A 20,916-nucleotide genomic window follows, 5' to 3' on the forward strand; every position below is an offset into this window, starting at 1 on the left:
CAACGCGGCTTTCGCTCACCGTTGCGAGGTGGCGTATATTACGCTTTCCTCTTTCAGAGTCAACCCGTTATTTCAGGATTTTTTCTCTTCAACCGACCCGGTTGTTTGTGAAGTGATTCACATGTTCCGTGTCGATGGAGGCGCATTATAGGGAGTTCTCCGCAGGCCGCAACCGCTAAATGACAGAAAAATGACTGACTGCTGCATTCCACAGCAAAACCCCGCCTTATACCTTTTTACGCACAGACTTATCCACAATGATACGAAAAAGTAAAAATGTGCGAGCGTTGCGCAAACGTTTTCGTTAAAATGCTCGCGCTTCACAAGGATGCCTCGTCAGGTGTGTTAGATGAGTTTTTCACAGGAAAATTCATCTAACGCTCTCTGTAATCGTGAAATCCAGGGGATTTACCATGCAACAACGTCGTCCAGTCCGCCGCGCTCTGCTCAGTGTTTCTGATAAAGCCGGTATCGTCGAATTCGCTCAGGCACTTTCTGCACGTGGCGTAGAGCTGCTTTCTACAGGCGGTACCGCTCGCCTGTTAGCAGATAAAGGTCTGCCGGTAACCGAAGTGTCCGATTACACCGGTTTCCCGGAAATGATGGATGGACGCGTCAAAACCCTGCATCCGAAAGTGCACGGCGGTATTCTGGGCCGTCGCGGTCAGGACGACGGCATTATGGAGCAGCACAATATTGCCCCCATCGACATGGTGGTTGTTAACCTCTACCCGTTCGCCCAGACCGTTGCCCGCGAAGGCTGTTCTCTGGAAGACGCTGTTGAGAATATCGACATCGGCGGCCCGACCATGGTGCGCTCCGCAGCCAAGAACCATAAAGATGTGGCCATCGTGGTAAAGAGCAGTGACTACAACACCATTATTAATGAGATGGATGCCAACGAAGGGTCCCTGACGCTTGAAACGCGTTTCGATCTCGCCATCAAAGCCTTCGAGCATACCGCCGCCTACGACAGCATGATCGCCAACTATTTCGGTAGCCTGGTACCTGCCTACCACGGTGAAAGCAAAGATCCATCTGGCCGCTTCCCGCGCACGCTGAACCTGAACTTCATTAAGAAGCAGGATATGCGTTACGGTGAGAACAGCCACCAGCAGGCTGCCTTCTATATAGAAGAAGAGGTAAAAGAAGCCTCTGTAGCGACTGCCCAGCAGGTTCAGGGCAAAGCGCTCTCCTATAACAACATTGCCGATACCGACGCCGCGCTGGAATGCGTGAAAGAGTTCAGCGAGCCAGCCTGCGTTATCGTCAAGCACGCCAACCCATGCGGCGTTGCGGTAAGTGCGTCTATTCTGGAAGCTTACGATCGCGCCTACAAAACCGACCCGACCTCCGCGTTCGGCGGCATTATCGCCTTCAACCGCGAGCTGGATGCGGAAACCGCGCAGGCCATCATCTCCCGTCAGTTTGTCGAAGTGATCATCGCGCCATCAGCATCCGAAGAGGCGCTGAAAATCACCGCGGCGAAACAGAACGTGCGCGTACTGGTTTGCGGCCAGTGGGCAGAGCGCGTTCCAGGCCTGGACTTCAAGCGCGTGAACGGCGGGCTGCTGGTTCAGGACCGCGATCTGGGTATGGTGGGCGAAGCCGATCTGCGTGTCGTCACCAAACGTCAGCCAACCGAGCAGGAACTGCGTGACGCGCTGTTCTGCTGGAAAGTGGCGAAGTTCGTGAAATCCAACGCCATCGTCTACGCCAAAGAGAACATGACCATCGGAATAGGCGCAGGCCAGATGAGCCGCGTTTACTCTGCGAAAATCGCGGGTATTAAAGCAGGTGACGAAGGTCTGGAAGTCAAAGGTTCCGCCATGGCCTCTGACGCCTTCTTCCCGTTCCGCGACGGTATCGATGCGGCCGCTGCTGTGGGCATCACCTGTGTGATACAGCCTGGCGGTTCAATCCGTGATGACGAAGTGATTGCCGCTGCCGACGAGCATGGCATCGCAATGATCTTCACCGACATGCGCCACTTCCGCCATTAATTCCCGGAGCAGAAAATGAAAGTATTAGTGATTGGTAACGGCGGGCGCGAGCACGCCCTGGCGTGGAAAGCAGCGCAGTCTCCGCAGGTTGAAACCGTCTTTGTGGCACCGGGTAACGCCGGGACCGCGCTGGAGCCCGCACTACAGAACGTCGCCATCGGCGTAACCGACATCCCGGCGCTGCTGAGCTTTGCCCAAAACGAGAATATCGATCTGACGATTGTTGGCCCGGAAGCACCGCTGGTGATCGGCGTTGTAGATGCCTTCCGCGCCGCGGGCCTGAAAATTTTCGGCCCAACGGAAGGGGCTGCGCAGCTGGAAGGCTCAAAAGCCTTCACCAAAGATTTTCTCGCGCGTCATAACATCCCGACGGCGGAATATCAGAACTTCACCGAGGTAGAGCCTGCTCTGGCTTACCTGCGTGAAAAAGGCGCGCCCATCGTGATCAAAGCCGACGGCCTGGCTGCCGGGAAAGGCGTTATCGTGGCGATGACCCTCGAAGAAGCGGAAGCCGCCGTGCAGGATATGCTGGCGGGTAACGCCTTTGGCGACGCGGGCCACCGCATCGTGATTGAAGAGTTCCTCGACGGCGAAGAAGCGAGCTTTATCGTGATGGTTGACGGCGAGCACGTTCTGCCGATGGCGACCAGCCAGGATCACAAGCGCGTAGGCAATGCCGACACGGGGCCAAACACCGGCGGGATGGGAGCTTACTCCCCTGCTCCGGTGGTCACTGACGAAGTACACCAGCGCACCATGGACCGCATCATCTGGCCAACCGTGAAGGGGATGGCTGCGGAAGGCAATACCTACACCGGTTTCCTTTACGCAGGCCTGATGATCGACAAGCAGGGTAACCCGAAGGTGATTGAATTCAACTGCCGCTTCGGCGATCCGGAAACCCAGCCGATCATGCTGCGCATGAAGTCCGATCTGGTTGATCTGTGTCTGGCGGCGTGCGAAGGCAAGCTGGACGAGAAAACTTCCGAGTGGGACGAGCGTGCCTCTTTAGGTGTGGTGATTGCTGCGGGTGGCTATCCGGGTAGCTACAACACCGGAGATGAGATCCACGGCCTGCCGCTGGAAGAGATTGACGGTGCGAAGGTGTTCCACGCCGGTACAAAGCTCTCTGACGACGACCGCGTGCTCACCAACGGCGGTCGCGTGCTGTGTGCGACCGCGCTGGGCCAGACCGTGGCAGAGGCGCAGAAGCGCGCCTATGCGCTGATGGCGGATATTCACTGGAATGGCAGCTTCAGCCGCCAGGATATCGGCTATCGTGCCATTGCGCGGGAGCAGGGAGAGTAATTTCACACCCTCACCCTAACCCTCTCCCACAGGGAGAGGGGATTTACGTCAGAAACTCTTCTCTGTCGGCTGCCAGGTGCAGAAATCTTCATTCGCCACCAGCAACAGCTGAGAGCCTTCCGGCGCTTCCAGCCATGCCACACTCACCTCCACAGATGAATGCCGCTGACGACGCTGAATGTGTTCGGTTGCCCAGGATTCAAGCTCAGGCTTCACCGTCTGCCCTTCGCAGGTGGTCACCGTGCCGTCGGCATGCCAGCGCCCCTGGCGCAGCACCACGCGGCCCTGACGCAGCGCATCGCTGGTCTGGCGGAGTTGTTCAGCACGGTAGCGGTAGAGAGCGACCTGATCGCTGGAAAGCTGCTGTTTCAGTCCACTGACCTCATGCTGCATAAAGCTCAGCTCGCCGTGGTCGTCGAAACGCACCTTCACGTGTTCGGGAGTCTTACTGTAGATATTCAGTTCAATGAGCGACAGCGCATCGCCCTGCCAGCGGTATTCTGCGGTCGAGGTGTTGCCGTTATGCCACGGGCTGAATGCGGTGAGCATATGGACTTCATCGCTGGAATCTTTGCGCCAGATCCTGACCGCACCCTGGTTGTCAGCATAGCCGCTGGCGGTAAACGGGGGGAGTGAGGAATCATGGCTACAGGCAGACAGCAACAGTACGCCTGCCAGCGCGAGCGTTCCACGCCAGAATGACAAAAGGGGCGTTGCCGCCCCTTCGTTAAAACTGTTCACTGCCACGCGTCTTACTTAACTGCGTCTTTCAGTGCTTTACCAGAAACAAATGCCGGCACGTTAGCTGCGGCGATTTTGATTTCTTTACCGGTCTGCGGGTTGCGGCCAGTACGCTCAGCGCGGTGGTTCACTTTGAAGGTACCGAAACCAACCAGTTGTACAGCATCGCCTTCTTTCAGAGACTCAGTAATAGCAGCCAGGGTAGATTCCAGAGCAGCTTTAGCCTGCACTTTAGACAGATCAGCCTTGTCCGCAATTACATCAATCAGTTGAGTCTTGTTCATAAGTTATCCTTTCAATGTGTTTATCGCTTGCTAAGCATCGAGTGCGACGAAAATGCCAAAAAAGCACTCTCCTGCATACACGCACCGATAGCCACTTTTTTTCGCCCCCCAAATGTAGACCAGACGGGGGGCGAAAGGGAAGAGTCGAGGAGTGACAAAACAGGCGTTAAATCACGTTTTGTTGTCTCATTGGTTAAAAATTATACCAATATTGCTCTCACCGGCCTCGCGAAGGTCCGCGCGAAGCCCTTTGATCAGCTCAATATCACGTTCTTCACACTCCGCCAGCAGACGGAAAATTTCCCACTGAATATCCCATTCCTGTTCAACCGCCGGGTTAGCACGCAGCTCCTCGTCGGTCATTTCACGGCCTTCCTGGGTCATTTCCAGCATCGCAACGGTGGTAATGGATGCCTTACTGACTTCAATGGCGTGTTCCAGGGTTTCACCGCTCAGACGGGAGTGGATCAGCTCGCTCAACGCCACACAGGCATCAATGGCCGGGTAGACGCCATACAGATCGAAATCATCCGCAGCCGGAATAGCCTCTTCCAGCTTTTCGAGCTGAGAGTCAAAATTTACCTTCGCATCTTTGACCGTCAGCGTCTCCCAGATTAAATCCAGGATACGACGATAAATCTGGCCTTCGCCAAACGCCGTCTGCTTGCAGAACGCGGCATAGTTGGGATACATGCGCTCGCACAGGCAAGCCATAAACGTCACGTGCTGCCAGCTTTCCAGCTTCTCAAGGCGCAGATGAATCGGGTTTTGTAACATGATGATGTCTCGAATCGAAAATTAGCCGCAGTTTACCTGAATCACGGCTGAATTTCCTGCCAACGAATGAATGCCGGACGTGAAGAGGCCACGGCGTCAGCCCAGCGGGTTGGCTCCGGTAAACGGTAGCCCTTCATACAGCGTTGCACCCACGCCAGTGCGCTATCCATGCTGACCCGATGCCCGGTGGCGATAAACAACGGGTTGCAGCGCGCTTTACTGCGCCAGACCCACGCCAGCTGCTCGCCTTTATGGATAAGCGGCGCCAGCGCGCCCGGTTCGGCAGAGAGCGGCTCAAACGCGCCGCACAGGCGTTTTTTCGCCACGCCGATGGTCGGCACGTCCACCAGCAGACCAAAGTGGCTGGCGACACCTAAGCGACGCGGATGGGAGATACCATGCCCATCAACAAACAGCAGATCGGGTTTTTGCGAGAGTTGCTCCCACGCGGCCAGCAGCGCGGGATATTCGCGGAAGGAGAGAAAGCCGGGGATATAGGGCATGGTGGTGGCGATACGCGCCACCTTGTACTCCACCAGCTCCAGCGAAGGGTATTTCAGCACCACCATCGCCGCTCGCGTCACTTCACCGCCCTGCTCAAACCCGACGTCCGCCCCGCCAATGTACCGCGGAGGGTCCGTATCCAGACGATCCTCGCGGATCACTGATGAAGCCAGTTCGATTTGCTGAGCGCGTAGCGACGCGAGATCCATAACCACTCCTTACTTATGATACTGGGCAGAAAGCCGATGCACCGCCTCCACAAATACGCCAGCGTGTTCTGGCGGTACATCCTGATGAATACCGTGACCGAGGTTGAAGACGTGGCCTTCGCCCTGGCCGAAACCAGACAGTATAGTCGACACTTCTTCTTCGATACGGGCAGGCTGCGCATAGAGCATGGACGGATCCATGTTGCCCTGGAGCGCCACTTTGTCCCCCACGCGACGGCGCGCATCGGCAATATCGGTGGTCCAGTCGAGGCCCAGCGCGTCGCAGCCGGTGGCCGCCATCGCTTCCAGCCACTGACCGCCGCCTTTGGTAAACAGCGTCACCGGCACGCGACGGCCTTCGTTTTCACGCAGCAGGCCATCGACAATTTTGTGCATGTAGTACAGGGAGAACTGCTGATAATCACGTCCGGTCAGCACGCCGCCCCAGGTGTCGAAAATCATCACCGACTGCGCGCCCGCTTTAATCTGCGCGTTGAGATAGAGCGTGACGCTCTTCGCCAGCTTGTCGAGCAGGGCATGCAGGGCCAGCGGCTCGGCGTACATCATCTTTTTGATGACGGTAAAGGCTTTGCTGCTGCCGCCTTCCACCATGTAGGTGGCCAGCGTCCACGGACTACCGGAGAAGCCAATCAGCGGCACGTCGCCTTTCAGTTCGCGGCGAATGGTGCGCACGGCGTTCATCACATAGCCCAGCTCGCCTTCAGGATCGGGGATCGGCAGCTTATCAACGTCGGCTTTGCTTTTGATCGGAGAGGTAAAACGCGGGCCTTCTCCGGTTTCGAAATAGAGCCCAAGGCCCATCGCATCCGGAATGGTGAGAATGTCCGAAAAAAGAATGGCGGCATCGAGCGGGAAGCGGCGCAGCGGCTGGAGCGTCACTTCACAGGCCAGCTCGGCGTTTTTGCACAGCGACATAAAATCGCCTGCCTGCGCGCGCGTGGCTTTGTACTCTGGCAGATAGCGTCCCGCCTGGCGCATCATCCACACCGGGGTGACATCAACGGGCTGGCGCAGCAGCGCACGCAGATAACGATCGTTCTTCAGTTCGGTCATTTTGCAGTTCCTTATTGCGTCAGTCCGTCAGTGTAACACTACTCATACTCGGCCCGACACATTGCCACGGTATCTTCTATCAGGCGACGCGCCACCGTTCCCGGTGGGGGCAGCAGCGGTAAATCGTCGTAGCGATACCAGTTCGCCTCCAGCAGCTCTTTCTGATCGATAACAATCTCGCCGCTGTCGTATTCCGCCATAAACGCGGTCATCAGGGACATCGGGAACGGCCACGGCTGCGATGTCACATAGCGCAGGTTTTTCACCTTAATGCCGCTCTCCTCCATCACCTCGCGCGCCACCGCCTGTTCCAGCGTTTCGCCGACTTCCACGAACCCGGCGAGGACGGTGTGAATGCCGTTGCGATGGCGGGTATGCTGCGCCAGCAGGATGGAATCATCACGGCGGATGGCGACAATGATGCACGGTGCGATTTGCGGGTAATAGCGTTCACGGCAGTGGCCGCAAAGCATTGCCCACTCGGTTTTGCTCGGGTGCATGGTGTGGCCGCAGTAGCCGCAGTATTTGTGCGAGCGGTAAAACTCCGCCAGCTGCACGCCGCGCCCCGCCAGCTGGAACAGGCCGACATCCCGATCCAACACCTGACGAACGGATCCCATATCCTGACGACGAGCCTGTTGGATCAACCATACCGGATCGCCCTGCCACTCGCCGATCCGCAGCGCCGGTTGGCCGACGAGATCGAAGATGTCTGCCGCACCGTAGGGTATCTCCCCACCGGGCAGCCATAATTTTTGTTCGTGACTGACGATCCACCAACCCAGATCTGATTTTTCAATAATACGATCCATATCTATTGCACTACCTTCGCTTCACTGACATGTTGTTAGCATTATGGTTACATTTTGGATAAGCAGATCCCATTCTAAACCTTATGGAGTCGACCATGTTAAACCAGCTGGAAAGCCTGACTGAGCGCGTTGGAGGAAGTAACACCCTGGTGGATCGCTGGCTACATGTGCGCAAGCATCTACTCGTGGCGTATTACAATCTGGTTGGTCTTAAGCCTGGCAAAGAATCCTTTATGCGGCTGAATGAAAAAGCGCTGGACGACTTCTGTCAGAGCCTGGTCGACTACCTTTCCGACGGCCATTTCAACCTTTATGAACGCATTATCCGCGAAATGGAAGGGACAACGCCGTATTTAGCGGCCAGCAAACTCTGTCCGCTGCTGGAAGCCAACACCCAGCAGATCATGGACTACTACGATTCCACGCTAGAGAACGCTATCGATCACGATAACTATCTTGAGTTTCAGCAGGCGCTTTCCGACCTTGGCGAAGCGCTGGAAGAGCGATTCACGCTGGAAGACAAGCTCATCGCCCTCGTGCTGGACAACAACCTGAATATCAGCACCAGCGATAACGTTGCGCGCCCTGCTTGAGTTCTTAATCGTTAACGAGTAATTTACAACCATTCGCCCCTCTCACGAGGGGGATTTTTCTTGTCGGAGTGCCCAGTGTGAAAGCACGGGCTGAGACCGTTAATTCGGGATCCGCGGAACCTGATCAGGTTAATACCTGCGAAGGGAACAAGAGTCACACTGCAGTTGTATCGCCCCTGAGGCGATCTTCTCTTGCTTCATCCGTCGTCTGACAAGCCATGTCCTTCACATCTGGAATGAGCTATGTCTACAACAAAACTGACCCGCCGCGAACAGCGCGAACACGCACAACGCTTCATCGACACCCTGGAAGGCACCGCTTTCCCGAACTCAACGCGCATCTACATCACCGGTTCACAGGCTGATATCCGCGTGCCGATGCGCGAAATCCAGCTCAGCCCGACGCTTATCGGCGGCAGCAAAGAAAACCCGCAGTTTGAAGACAACGAAGCCGTGCCGGTGTATGACACCTCCGGCCCGTACGGCGACCCTTCTGTTGCTATCAACGTACAGCAGGGTCTGGCAAAACTGCGCCAGCCGTGGATTGACGCCCGTAACGACTGCGAAGAACTGAGCGTGCGCAGCTCGGCGTATACCAACGCGCGCCTGGCCGACGACGGTCTGGACGAGCTGCGCTTTACCGGCCTGCTGACGCCGAAACGCGCCAGAGCGGGTAAATGCGTGACCCAGCTGCACTACGCGCGCCAGGGGATCGTCACGCCGGAGATGGAGTTCATCGCCATCCGCGAAAACATGGGCCGCGAGCGCATCCGCAGCGAAGTGCTGCGCCACCAGCATCCGGGTGAAGGGTTTGGCGCTCGCCTGCCGGAAAACATCACGCCGGAATTTGTGCGTGACGAAGTGGCCGCCGGGCGCGCCATTATCCCTGCCAACATCAACCACCCGGAATCCGAGCCGATGATTATCGGCCGCAACTTCCTGGTGAAGGTCAACGCCAATATCGGCAACTCAGCGGTGACGTCATCCATCGAAGAAGAGGTGGAAAAGCTGGTCTGGTCGACGCGCTGGGGCGCGGACACGGTGATGGATCTTTCCACAGGCCGTTATATTCATGAAACCCGCGAGTGGATCCTGCGTAACAGCCCGGTGCCGATCGGTACCGTCCCGATTTATCAGGCGCTGGAGAAGGTCAACGGCATCGCCGAAAACCTCACCTGGGAAGCGTTCCGCGACACGCTGCTGGAGCAGGCGGAACAGGGTGTGGACTACTTCACCATCCACGCGGGCGTGCTGCTGCGCTACGTGCCGATGACGGCGAAACGTCTGACCGGTATCGTCTCACGCGGCGGTTCGATTATGGCGAAATGGTGCCTTTCCCATCATCAGGAAAACTTCCTCTACGAGCACTTCCGCGAAATCTGCGAGATCTGCGCCGCGTACGACGTCTCCCTGTCGCTGGGCGACGGCCTGCGTCCTGGCTCCATCCGCGATGCTAACGACGAGGCGCAGTTTGCCGAGCTGCACACGCTGGGCGAGCTGACCAAAATCGCCTGGGAGTACGACGTGCAGGTGATGATTGAAGGCCCGGGCCATGTGCCGATGCAGATGATCCGTCGCAACATGACCGAAGAGCTGGAGCACTGCCACGAAGCACCGTTCTACACCCTGGGGCCGTTGACCACCGATATTGCGCCGGGCTACGACCACTTCACGTCAGGCATTGGCGCGGCGATGATCGGCTGGTTCGGCTGCGCCATGCTCTGCTACGTGACGCCGAAAGAGCACCTCGGGCTGCCAAACAAAGAGGACGTGAAGCAGGGGCTGATCACCTACAAGATTGCCGCCCACGCAGCGGATCTGGCGAAAGGCCATCCGGGCGCGCAAATTCGCGACAACGCCATGTCCAAAGCACGCTTTGAATTCCGCTGGGAAGACCAGTTTAACCTGGCCCTCGATCCGTTCACCGCCCGCGCCTATCACGACGAAACCCTGCCGCAGGAATCGGGCAAAGTTGCGCACTTCTGCTCCATGTGCGGACCTAAATTCTGCTCGATGAAAATCAGCCAGGAAGTACGCGATTACGCCGCCGCGCAGACCATTGAAGTCGGCATGGCGGACATGTCGGAAACCTTCCGCGCGAAAGGCGGCGAAATCTACCTCAAAAAAGAGGAGGCATAATGTACCAGCCTGATTTCCCCCCTGTCCCCTTCCGCTTAGGGCTTTACCCGGTGGTGGACAGCGTGGCGTGGATCGCCCGCCTGCTGGAAGCTGGCGTTCGCACCCTCCAGCTACGCATCAAGGATAAACGCGATGAAGAGGTGGAGGCCGACGTGATCGCCGCTATCGCGCTGGGACGTCGCTACCACGCCCGCCTGTTTATCAACGACTACTGGCGGCTGGCGGTTAAACACCAGGCGTACGGCGTGCATCTGGGACAGGAAGATCTGGAAACGACCGATCTCAACGCGATCCGTGACGCCGGTCTGCGGCTGGGCGTTTCTACCCACGATGATATGGAGATCGACGTGGCGCTGGCGGCCCGCCCCTCTTATATCGCGCTCGGGCACGTTTTCCCGACGCAAACCAAACAGATGCCGTCCGCTCCACAGGGTTTGACGCAGCTGGCGGCCCACGTTAAGCGCCTTGCCGATTACCCCACCGTCGCCATCGGCGGGATCAGCCTTGAACGTGCGCCCGCGGTGCTGGAGACCGGCGTCGGCAGTATCGCCGTCGTCAGCGCTATCACCCAGGCGGCAGACTGGCAGGCCGCCACCGCGCAGCTTTTACAACTGGCAGGAGCAGGTGATGAAAGATCGTGATTTTATGCGTTACAGCCGCCAGATCCTGCTGGAGGATATCGCCATCGAGGGGCAGCAAAAGCTGCTCGCCAGCCGGGTACTGATTGTCGGTCTGGGCGGATTAGGTACCCCCGCCGCGCTGTATCTGGCCGGCGCGGGCGTGGGCACGCTGGTGCTGGCCGATGACGACGAGGTACATCTCAGCAATCTGCAACGGCAAATTCTCTTTACGACAGAAGATATCAACCAGCCTAAAGCGCACGTTACGCGCCAGCGGCTGAACCAGCTTAACCCCGATATCGAACTGGTCGCACTCCAGACGCGGCTGAGCGGGGAAGATCTGCAACGCGAAGTGGCCCTTGCCGACGTGGTGCTGGACTGTACGGACAATATGGCGACACGTCAGGCCATCAACGCGGCCTGTGTTGCGCAGAACACGCCGCTGATCACCGCCAGCGCGGTCGGTTTCGGTGGGCAAATAATGGTGCTTACGCCGCCGTGGGCACAGGGCTGCTACCGCTGCCTGTGGCCGGACGAGGCTGAACCGGAGCGTAACTGCCGCACGGCAGGCATTCTGGGCCCGGTGGTGGGCGTGATGGGTACTCTTCAGGCGCTGGAGGCCATCAAGTTGCTCAGCGGCATGGAGACAGAACGCAACACGCTGCGGCTGTTCGACGCCCGCTCCAGCGGCTGGCGTCATCTGGCGTTAAACCGTGCCAGCCACTGCCCGGTATGCGGAGGCCGCAATGCGCATTCTGTTTAACGATGAGCCGATGACGTGCGACGACGATCTCACCGTTGCCGCCCTGCTCGACATGCTGCGCCAGCTGAAGCCGGGAACGGCGCTGGCGCTCAATCAACAGATCCTGCCGCGCGAGCGGTGGGAACATCAGCAGGTCAATGAGGGCGACCAGATCCTGCTGTTTCAGGTTATCGCAGGGGGCTGAGATGTTACGTATTGCCGACAAAGTCTTTGATTCACATCTGTTTACCGGAACCGGAAAATTCGCCTCCCCGCAACTGATGGTGGATGCCATTCGTGAAAGCGGCAGCCAGCTGGTGACGCTGGCGATGAAGCGCGTGGATTTGCGTCAGCACAACGATGCCATACTTGCGCCGTTACTGGAGGCAGGCGTGACGCTCTTACCGAATACCTCCGGTGCGAAAACGGCCGAGGAAGCAATTTTCGCTGCGCAACTGGCGCGGGAAGCGCTCGGCACCCGCTGGCTGAAGCTGGAAATTCATCCGGACGCCCGCTGGCTGTTGCCCGATCCGATCGAAACCCTGAAAGCGGCAGAGAAGCTGGTGCAGCAGGGGTTTACCGTTCTGCCCTACTGTGGTGCCGATCCTGTGCTGTGCAAGCGTCTGGAAGAGGTCGGCTGCGCGGCTGTAATGCCGCTAGGGGCGCCCATTGGCTCCAACCAGGGACTGGAGACCCGGGCGATGCTGGAGATCATCATCGAGCAGGCGACCGTGCCCGTGGTGGTGGATGCGGGCATCGGCGTACCCAGTCACGCCGCGCAGGCACTGGAGATGGGGGCCGATGCGGTGCTGGTCAATACCGCGATTGCGGTGGCCGACGACCCGGTGATGATGGCGCGTGCGTTCCGCCTTGCCGTCGAGTCCGGTCTGCTGGCTCGGCAGTCCGGCCCCGGCTCGCGCAGTGTTCAGGCGCAGGCCACCAGCCCGCTGACCGATTTTCTGGAGGCGCTCTGATGGCTACCTTTACCGATCGCTGGCGTCAGCTTAACTGGGACGATATTGCCTTACGCATCAACAGTAAAATCTCTGCGGACGTAGAGCGGGCATTAACAGCCAAACATTTGACGCGCGAAGATTTGATGGCCCTGCTTTCTCCGGCAGCCAGCGCGTACCTTGAACCGATGGCCCAGCGCGCGCAACGCCTCACCCGCCAGCGTTTTGGCAACACGGTGAGCTTTTACGTGCCGCTCTATCTTTCTAATCTGTGCGCCAATGACTGCACCTACTGTGGTTTCTCCATGAGCAACCGTATTAAGCGTAAAACGCTGGATGAGCATGAGATCGCCCGCGAGTGTGCGGCTATTCGTGAGATGGGTTTTGAACATCTCCTGCTGGTGACGGGTGAACATCAGGGCAAAGTGGGGATGGACTATTTTCGCCAGCATCTTCCGGCCATCCGCCGCGAATTTGCCTCGTTGCAAATGGAAGTGCAGCCTCTGTCGCAGGAGGAATATGCGGAGCTGAAAACCCTCGGGCTGGACGGCGTAATGGTTTATCAGGAAACCTACCATGAGGCGACCTATGCCCGGCATCACCTGAAAGGGAAGAAGCAGGATTTCATCTTCCGGCTGGAAACGCCGGACAGGCTGGGGCGCGCCGGTATCGATAAAATTGGGCTGGGCGCGCTTATCGGTCTGTCCGACAGCTGGCGGGTGGACTGCTATATGGTGGCGGAGCATCTGCTGTGGCTACAGCAGCAGTACTGGCAAAGCCGCTATTCCATCTCTTTCCCGCGACTGCGTCCCTGTACGGGAGGCGTTGAACCCGCCTCGCTGATGGATGAGCGCCAGCTGGTGCAAACCCTGTGTGCATTTCGCCTGTTCGCGCCGGAAGTGGAATTGTCGCTCTCCACGCGTGAATCCCCCGCGTTTCGCGACCGCGCGATCCCGCTGGCGATCAATAACGTCAGCGCCTTTTCCAAAACGCAGCCGGGCGGTTACGCGGACGATCACCCGGAACTGGAACAGTTTGCACCGCACGACGGCCGACGGCCCGAAGCGGTGGCGGAAGCCCTGACTGCACAGGGGCTACAGCCGGTGTGGAAAGACTGGGATAGCTGGCTGGGAAGAGCCTCGCATTAGCGCTGAAACTGTCTGCAAAAATGCGAAAAGGTTACGAGGCGGCTCGTAAGATCATAACCGGGCGATTGAGGCGATCTGCCCGGTTTTCTTATGCTTAACCACGTCAGCAACGGACGCTGACCAGGGTGAAAATGCTTCTTCCTCGTTTCGCCCTGCCCTCCGCCTCTTAAACAAAATTCAATTGATACAATAAATACGTCGTTTCTTATCTACGCTTAAGATAAATCATCTCGTCGGTAATCGCCTTCTGTATAATTTACTACCAGCAACCGGACAGCGACTATGCTGAGGGTATCGACAGACGCAACGCGTCTACCATCTGGATTGATGTACAACTCATGGCACTCCACAGTAAAAAGCTCTCTTTTACCCGGCCAATTATGGTCAGCTTCGCGGGGATCCTGTTCAGTTTCGCGCTGATCGCCATCCTGGTCATCCTTTCACAGAGAAAGGATTTTCTTGAGGATTATCATAAAATTAATGGTAATTTCACCCATAATCTGGCGGTGAACTATACCGAATCCATCCTGCGAGAAAATGACTATATTCTTGGTCGCGCTGCGATGTACTTCGCCCGTAACGACAGAGTAAATCAGACAATAAATATCGATCCGACACACGGTTTGCAGATGTTGATGCATTTGCAGAACCTGATGCCGACGGTGTCGTCTATCTCTCTGGCGGACACAGAAGGGCGCCATCTGCGCGCGCCGGAAGTGCTGCCAACGGAGAAAAGTAAGTCGTTCGACGCCAGAACCCGCCCATGGTTTGTCGGGCAAGCGGAAGCCAGCAACTTTCCTCACTACACCCGCCCCTATCTGGACTATTTCACCCAACATCCTACTGTCACCCTCTATAAGCCGGTCATTTCACCGGAAGGCCGTCTGAAGGGCACGCTCGCTTTCCATCTTGATTTAACGTCCATGGGGTATACCCTGCGCCAGATGGTGGCGCCTGTTCAGGGTGAGTTTTTTGTCGTGGAGCGTGACGGCGCCGTTGTGCTGCATCCGGACACGGGGGCGCTCTTTAAGCAGTACGTAAGCGAAGCGCTGATGGACAAAATGACCAGCGGCGAAGGCCATCTTTTCGACCCCAAAAGTAAAACCTGGTATTACTACTACTCTTTCACCAATCCGGACTGGTTTGTGATTTATCGGGTCTCCGATGCCACGCTTAACGTCATCACCCGGCATGAAACCACCGTCGTCGGCTGGGGATTTGCGCTGGCGGCAATCATCATCATTTTGTTCGGGCTTTACCTTCGTCATGCCTCGCGTTCTGTGCTGATGAACATTATCAACGCCATCAAAACCGGCGACGTCAACCAGGCACCACGCCTTGAGGCGATGCTCAGCCATACCATTCGAACCAATAAAGAACGCGAGCTGGCCTATGTCCGTCAGGCCACCCATGATGCGCTGACAGGCTGCAAAAATCGCCGTGCGTTCGATAACGATGTGGATGAGCTGCTGACCGCTCATCAACCCTTCGTTCTGGCGCTGATCGACATCGATAACTTCAAATCCATTAACGACACCTGGGGCCACCTGAGCGGGGATATTGTGCTGCGCAACGTGGCGCGGGAAGGTATTCAGATCATGCAGCCGCACCACGTTTCCGTTTACCGCTACGGTGGAGAAGAGTTCGGCGTGATATTCCCGGCCGAGCTGATGAACTCCGCGCACGCGCTACTGGAAGCCTGGCGCACCGCCGTTGAAAAGCGGACCTGGCGGGAAGAGAACCTGCGAGTGACCTTCAGCGCCGGGATGGGAGAGTGGCACTTCGAACCGCTGGAGCAGTTTATCGGTAGCGTAGATGAAGCGCTGTATACCGCTAAACAACAGGGTAAAAACCGCATCGTAAGCACGGCCAGCCGATAATACCCTTCCTGAAATTCTGCCCGATCTGACGGGCAGAATGCTCTCCGCTGTAAAATTGTAACCGGTTTCAGAAAAATGCCGATTTCTTTGTGATGCCTGACACACAATCGCGGTAAAGCGGTTGTTGAAGCGGTCTGCACGGGATAATTATCAATAAACACATGTAGATCGAGGCTGACTATGAAGAACATCGTTTTATGCTGTGCAGCGGGAATGTCAACCAGCATGCTGGTTCAACGTATGAAAGATGCCGCGCAGAAAAAAGGAGTCGAAGTAACCATTAAAGCCGTTCCGGTCGCGGAGTTTAAAGATAACATCGCGACGGCTGATATCGTATTACTGGGGCCACAGGTTAAATACGAACAGGCAAAACTCCAGGCGCAGGCCGATCCGCTCGGAAAAAAGGTTGCGGTCATCGACATGATGGATTACGGCATGATGAAAGGTGATGCCGTACTGGAAAAAGCGCTCAAACTTCTGGAGTCATAATGGAAGACTTAGAAACCACGATTATGGAACTGCTGGTCAACGCAGGCGCAGCGCGCAGTGCGGCCCTGACGGCGTTACAGATGGCGCGAAAAGGCGACTTTGATGAAGCCGAGAAAGCGATGGAAGAATCGCGTGAATATGTGAAGCATGCGCACACCATCCAGACACAGCTTATTGGTCTTGATGAAGGCACCGGGAAGCTTCCGGTTAACCTGATTACCGTCCACTCTCAGGATCACCTGATGAACGCAATGGTTATTCAGGATCTGGCGGGCGATATGATTGAGCTTTATCGACGCATCCCGTTAGTGAATTGAAGACATACAGACGTAAAAAAACCCGCCGAGGCGGGTTTTTTATTTACGGCATCAACGATTACTCGTTGTCGGAACCGCCCAGACCTGCGTTCAGCAGTTCTGCAAGGCTCGCGGATGCATCTTCGGCAGTCACCTGCGGTGCAGCTGGCAGTTCGCCCGCTGCGCGACGACGCATACGATCCTGGTGGTACGCATAACCGGTACCGGCCGGGATCAGACGACCCACGATAACGTTCTCTTTCAGACCGCGCAGTTCATCACGTTTACCTGCAACAGCCGCTTCGGTCAGGACACGAGTGGTTTCCTGGAACGATGCAGCAGAGATGAAGGACTCGGTTGCCAGAGACGCTTTGGTGATACCCAGCAGATCGCGTGCGAAGGTCGCACCGATTTTGCCGTTCGCTTCCAGATCGCGGTTAGCGATCTTAACGCGTGAGTATTCAACCTGCTCGCCTTCCAGGAAGTCGGAGCTGCCCGCGTTTTCGATGGTTGCTTTACGCAGCATCTGACGAACGATAACTTCAATGTGTTTATCGTTAATCTTAACGCCTTGCAGACGGTATACGTCCTGTACTTCGTTAACAATGTAACGGGTAACAGCATGCACACCACGCAGACGCAGGATGTCGTGCGGCGCTTCTGGACCATCGGAAACCACGTCACCACGTTCTACGCGTTCACCTTCGAACACGTTGAGCTGACGCCACTTAGGAATCATCTCTTCGTACGGCTCGCTGCCATCTACTGGCGTAATAACCAGGCGGCGCTTACCTTTGGTCTCTTTACCGAAGGAGATGATACCGCTGATTTCAGCCAGGATCGCAGGCTCTTTCGGACGACGTGCTTCGAACAGGTCCGCAACGCGTGGCAGACCACCGGTGATGTCCTTGGTACCGCCGGATTCCTGAGGAATACGCGCCAGGGTGTCACCAGAGCTGATCTGTACGCCATCTTCCAGCTGTACAATCGCTTTACCCGGCAGGAAGTACTGCGCAGGCATATCGGTACCAGGGATCAGAACGTCGTTGCCCTGAGCATCAACGATTTTCAGTGCAGGACGCAGATCTTTACCGCCGGTAGTACGTTCAGCAGAATCCAGAACCACCAGAGAAGACAGACCGGTCAGCTCGTCGGTCTGACGAGTAATGGTCTGGCCGTCGATCATGTCAGTGAAGCGGATGAAACCACTTACTTCGGTGATAACCGGCATGGTGTGTGGATCCCAGTTTGCAACGGTTTCACCGCCAGCAACCTGCTCGCCATCACCTTTCGCCATAACCGCACCGTAAGGCACTTTATAGCTCTCTTTGGTACGACCGAATTCGTCGATCAGCTTCAGCTCGGTGTTACGGGAAGTGATAACCAGTTTACCGCTGGAGTTCACAACCGACTTCGCGTTGCTGAGCTTGATGCTACCTTTGTTTTTCACCTGGATGCTGGATTCAGCAGCCGCACGAGATGCCGCACCACCGATGTGGAACGTACGCATCGTCAGCTGTGTACCCGGCTCACCGATGGACTGTGCCGCGATAACGCCGATAGCCTCACCTTTGTTGATGATGTGGCCACGCGCCAGGTCACGACCGTAACAGTGCGCACACACACCAAAGTCGGTGTCACAGGATACAACGGAACGCACTTTCACGGAGTCAACAGAGTTCGCTTCCAGCAGGTCACACCACTGTTCGTGCAGCAGGGTGTTGCGTGGAACCAGAATGTCTGCGGTGCCCGGCTTCAGAATGTCTTCCGCGGTCACACGACCCAGTACGCGATCGCGCAGCGGCTCTTTAACATCACCACCCTCGATAACCGGGGTCATAGTGATACCTTCGAGGGTGCCACAATCGTCTTCGGTGACGACCAGATCCTGCGCAACGTCAACCAGACGACGCGTCAGATAACCGGAGTTCGCCGTTTTCAGTGCGGTATCCGCCAGACCTTTACGCGCACCGTGCGTGGAGATGAAGTACTGGAGTACGTTCAGACCTTCACGGAAGTTCGCGGTGATTGGCGTTTCGATGATGGAGCCATCTGGCTTCGCCATCAGACCACGCATACCTGCCAGCTGACGAATCTGTGCCGCAGAACCACGCGCACCGGAGTCGGCCATCATGTAGATGCTGTTGAAGGAGACCTGCTGCTCTTCTACGCCGTCACGGTTAATCACGGTTTCGGTTTGCAGGTTATCCATCATCGCTTTAGATACACGATCGTTCGCCGCAGCCCAGATATCGATAACTTTGTTGTAACGTTCGCCTGCGGTTACCAGACCAGACTGGAACTGCTCCTGGATCTCAGCAACTTCAGCTTCCGCTTCAGAGATGATCTCGTGTTTCTTCTCTGGGATGACCATGTCATCGATACCAACAGATGCACCTGAACGCGCTGCATAAGCAAAGCCGGTGTACATTGTCTGGTCAGCGAAGATAACGGTCGGCTTCAGACCCAGAATGCGGTAACAGGTGTTCAGCATTTTGGAGATCGCTTTCTTGCCCAGCGCCTGGTTGACGATGGAGAAAGGCAGACCTTTCGGTACGATCATCCACAGAATGGCACGGCCAACGGTCGTGTCTTTCAGGCTGGTGTGCGCAACGAACTCGCCGTTTTCATCTTTTTCGTATTCGGTGATACGCACTTTAACGCGCGCATGCAGAGAGGCCAGGCCAGCGCGATAAATACGCTCAGCTTCTTTCGGGCCAGTCAGCACCATGCCTTCGCCTTTGGCGTTAACACAGTCACGGGTCATGTAGTACAGACCCAGTACAACGTCCTGAGAAGGAACGATGATAGGTTCACCGTTCGCTGGAGACAGGATGTTGTTGGTAGACATCATCAGCGCACGCGCTTCGAGCTGGGCTTCCAGCGTCAGCGGTACGTGAACAGCCATCTGGTCACCATCGAAGTCGGCGTTATAGGCCGCACAAACCAGCGGGTGCAGCTGGATCGCTTTACCTTCGATCAGGACTGGCTCAAAGGCCTGGATACCCAGACGGTGCAGAGTTGGTGCACGGTTCAGCAGTACCGGGTGTTCGCGGATCACTTCGTCCAGGATATCCCAAACGACAGCTTCTTCACGCTCAACCATTTTCTTCGCGGCTTTGATGGTGGTGGCGAGGCCACGCAGTTCCAGCTTGCCGTAGATGAACGGTTTGAACAGCTCCAGTGCCATTTTCTTCGGCAGACCGCACTGATGCAGACGCAGGTATGGACCTACGGTGATTACAGAACGACCGGAGTAGTCAACACGCTTACCGAGCAGGTTCTGACGGAAACGACCCTGCTTACCTTTGATCATGTCGGCCAAAGATTTCAGAGGACGTTTGTTAGAACCGGTGATCGCACGACCACGACGACCGTTATCCAACAGGGCATCGACTGCTTCCTGAAGCATACGTTTTTCGTTGCGTACGATGATGTCCGGCGCAGCCAGATCCAGCAGACGTTTCAGACGGTTGTTACGGTTGATCACGCGACGGTACAGATCGTTCAGATCCGACGTTGCGAAACGACCGCCATCCAGCGGAACCAGCGGACGCAGATCTGGCGGCAGAACCGGCAGAACGGTCAGGATCATCCACTCTGGTTTGTTACCAGACTGAACGAACGCTTCCAGCAGTTTGATACGCTTGGTCAGCTTTTTACGCTTGGTTTCGGAGTTGGTTTCGTTCAGCTCTTCGCGCAGAGTTTCACACTCTTGCTCCAGATCCATGCTCTTCAGCAGGGCCTGGATAGCTTCCGCACCCATCTTCGCGTCGAATTCGTCACCGAACTCTTCCAGCGCGTCCAGATACTGTTCTTCGGTCAGGATCTGGTTACGTTCCAGATTGGTCATCCCGCCTTCGATAACCACATAAGATTCGAAGTACAGAACACGTTCGATATCGCGCAGCGGCATATCCAGCAGCAGACCGATACGGGACGGCAGAGATTTCAGGAACCAGATGTGAGCGGTCGGAGACGCCAGCTCGATGTGGCCCATACGCTCACGGCGTACTTTGGTCTGGGTCACTTCAACGCCGCACTTCTCACAGATCACACCACGGTGTTTCAGGCGCTTGTACTTACCGCACAGGCACTCGTAATCTTTTACTGGCCCGAAAATACGCGCACAGAAAAGGCCGTCACGCTCAGGTTTGAACGTACGGTAGTTAATGGTTTCCGGCTTTTTAACTTCACCGAAAGACCATGAACGGATCATGTCTGGCGAAGCCAGAGCAATTTTGATCGCATCAAACTCTTCGGTTTTAGTTTGCGCTTTCAGAAACTTTAATAAGTCTTTCACGGATTTGCTCCCGTCGGAGTTAGCACACTCTGCTGTCGGGC

19 protein-coding genes and 1 riboswitch are annotated in these 20,916 nt (G+C 56.5%); of the genes, 12 read left to right on the top strand and 7 right to left on the bottom strand.

Going from position 1 to position 20,916, the window contains the following annotated elements; translation table 11 throughout:
* Window positions 1–413: 413 nt before the first annotated feature.
* Window positions 414–2,003: a bifunctional phosphoribosylaminoimidazolecarboxamide formyltransferase/IMP cyclohydrolase gene (gene purH / locus IMQ56_RS05080; protein ID WP_047726035.1), complete on the top strand. Its 1,590-nt coding sequence runs from the start codon at window positions 414–416 to the stop codon at window positions 2,001–2,003.
* Window positions 2,004–2,018: 15 nt separating this feature from the next.
* Window positions 2,019–3,311, top strand: coding sequence for a phosphoribosylamine--glycine ligase (purD, locus tag IMQ56_RS05085; RefSeq protein ID WP_015569963.1), 1,293 nt, complete (start codon window positions 2,019–2,021; stop codon window positions 3,309–3,311).
* A 48-nt stretch (window positions 3,312–3,359) separates the two neighbouring features.
* Here the strand turns inward: purD and IMQ56_RS05090 are convergent, their stop codons facing one another.
* The 6 genes from IMQ56_RS05090 to nudC form a co-directional block, all read right to left on the bottom strand.
* Entirely contained in the window at window positions 3,360–4,052 is a 693-nt protein-coding gene (locus tag IMQ56_RS05090; protein ID WP_017384076.1) for a DUF1481 domain-containing protein, read from the bottom strand.
* A gap of 11 nt (window positions 4,053–4,063) precedes the next feature.
* Complete coding sequence (gene hupA / locus IMQ56_RS05095) at window positions 4,064–4,336, bottom strand: nucleoid-associated protein HU-alpha (RefSeq protein WP_002445246.1); 273 nt, start codon at window positions 4,334–4,336, stop codon at window positions 4,064–4,066.
* 186 nt (window positions 4,337–4,522) lie between these two features.
* On the bottom strand, window positions 4,523–5,113 hold the full coding sequence (locus tag IMQ56_RS05100) for a YjaG family protein (protein WP_003862310.1): 591 nt from the start codon (window positions 5,111–5,113) through the stop codon (window positions 4,523–4,525).
* A gap of 41 nt (window positions 5,114–5,154) precedes the next feature.
* On the bottom strand, window positions 5,155–5,826 hold the full coding sequence (nfi, locus tag IMQ56_RS05105) for a deoxyribonuclease V (RefSeq protein ID WP_003862312.1): 672 nt from the start codon (window positions 5,824–5,826) through the stop codon (window positions 5,155–5,157).
* A 9-nt stretch (window positions 5,827–5,835) separates the two neighbouring features.
* Complete coding sequence (gene hemE / locus IMQ56_RS05110; protein ID WP_022650209.1) at window positions 5,836–6,900, bottom strand: uroporphyrinogen decarboxylase; 1,065 nt, start codon at window positions 6,898–6,900, stop codon at window positions 5,836–5,838.
* 38 nt (window positions 6,901–6,938) lie between these two features.
* The gene (gene nudC / locus IMQ56_RS05115; protein ID WP_015569966.1) at window positions 6,939–7,712 is read right to left on the bottom strand and encodes an NAD(+) diphosphatase; all 774 of its coding nucleotides are present in this window, start codon (window positions 7,710–7,712) and stop codon (window positions 6,939–6,941) included.
* Window positions 7,713–7,807: 95 nt separating this feature from the next.
* Between nudC and IMQ56_RS05120 the strand changes: the two genes are divergently transcribed.
* From IMQ56_RS05120 to IMQ56_RS05165, 10 genes are all read left to right on the top strand, one after another.
* The gene (locus IMQ56_RS05120) at window positions 7,808–8,305 is read left to right on the top strand and encodes an Rsd/AlgQ family anti-sigma factor (protein ID WP_017384077.1); all 498 of its coding nucleotides are present in this window, start codon (window positions 7,808–7,810) and stop codon (window positions 8,303–8,305) included.
* A gap of 54 nt (window positions 8,306–8,359) precedes the next feature.
* Window positions 8,360–8,469, top strand: a riboswitch (TPP riboswitch).
* 79 nt (window positions 8,470–8,548) lie between these two features.
* Window positions 8,549–10,444, top strand: coding sequence for a phosphomethylpyrimidine synthase ThiC (gene thiC / locus IMQ56_RS05125; protein WP_017384078.1), 1,896 nt, complete (start codon window positions 8,549–8,551; stop codon window positions 10,442–10,444).
* Window positions 10,444–11,085 carry a thiamine phosphate synthase gene (gene thiE / locus IMQ56_RS05130; protein WP_017694729.1) on the top strand — a complete coding sequence of 214 codons (642 nt, stop codon included), beginning with the start codon at window positions 10,444–10,446 and terminating at the stop codon, window positions 11,083–11,085. Before thiC ends, thiE begins: the two co-directional genes overlap by 1 nt.
* Window positions 11,072–11,827: a thiazole biosynthesis adenylyltransferase ThiF gene (gene thiF, locus IMQ56_RS05135; protein ID WP_023302918.1), complete on the top strand. Its 756-nt coding sequence runs from the start codon at window positions 11,072–11,074 to the stop codon at window positions 11,825–11,827. The genes thiE and thiF overlap by 14 nt, the downstream gene beginning before the upstream one ends.
* Window positions 11,811–12,011, top strand: a complete 201-nt coding sequence (thiS, locus tag IMQ56_RS05140) for a sulfur carrier protein ThiS (protein WP_015569971.1) — start codon at window positions 11,811–11,813, stop codon at window positions 12,009–12,011. Before thiF ends, thiS begins: the two co-directional genes overlap by 17 nt.
* 1 nt (window position 12,012) lies before the next feature.
* Window positions 12,013–12,780, top strand: a complete 768-nt coding sequence (thiG, locus tag IMQ56_RS05145) for a thiazole synthase (RefSeq protein ID WP_023302917.1) — start codon at window positions 12,013–12,015, stop codon at window positions 12,778–12,780.
* On the top strand, window positions 12,780–13,907 hold the full coding sequence (gene thiH, locus IMQ56_RS05150; protein ID WP_149604227.1) for a 2-iminoacetate synthase ThiH: 1,128 nt from the start codon (window positions 12,780–12,782) through the stop codon (window positions 13,905–13,907). The genes thiG and thiH overlap by 1 nt, the downstream gene beginning before the upstream one ends.
* Before the next feature lie 338 nt (window positions 13,908–14,245).
* The gene (locus IMQ56_RS05155; RefSeq protein ID WP_045339800.1) at window positions 14,246–15,787 is read left to right on the top strand and encodes a sensor domain-containing diguanylate cyclase; all 1,542 of its coding nucleotides are present in this window, start codon (window positions 14,246–14,248) and stop codon (window positions 15,785–15,787) included.
* A 180-nt stretch (window positions 15,788–15,967) separates the two neighbouring features.
* A complete protein-coding gene (locus tag IMQ56_RS05160) occupies window positions 15,968–16,276 on the top strand; it encodes a PTS sugar transporter subunit IIB (RefSeq protein WP_010425948.1) in 309 nt (102 codons plus the stop codon).
* The gene (locus IMQ56_RS05165) at window positions 16,276–16,593 is read left to right on the top strand and encodes a PTS lactose/cellobiose transporter subunit IIA (protein WP_003862327.1); all 318 of its coding nucleotides are present in this window, start codon (window positions 16,276–16,278) and stop codon (window positions 16,591–16,593) included. The genes IMQ56_RS05160 and IMQ56_RS05165 overlap by 1 nt, the downstream gene beginning before the upstream one ends.
* Before the next feature lie 58 nt (window positions 16,594–16,651).
* On the opposite strand, the gene rpoC is transcribed toward IMQ56_RS05165, so the two are convergent.
* Entirely contained in the window at window positions 16,652–20,875 is a 4,224-nt protein-coding gene (gene rpoC, locus IMQ56_RS05170; protein WP_017384083.1) for a DNA-directed RNA polymerase subunit beta', read from the bottom strand.
* Window positions 20,876–20,916 lie beyond the last annotated feature (41 nt).

The organism is Enterobacter sp. Res13-Sevr-PEC09-46, from assembly GCF_015672585.1.
Classification (GTDB): Bacteria; Pseudomonadota; Gammaproteobacteria; order Enterobacterales; family Enterobacteriaceae; genus Enterobacter; species Enterobacter hormaechei_C.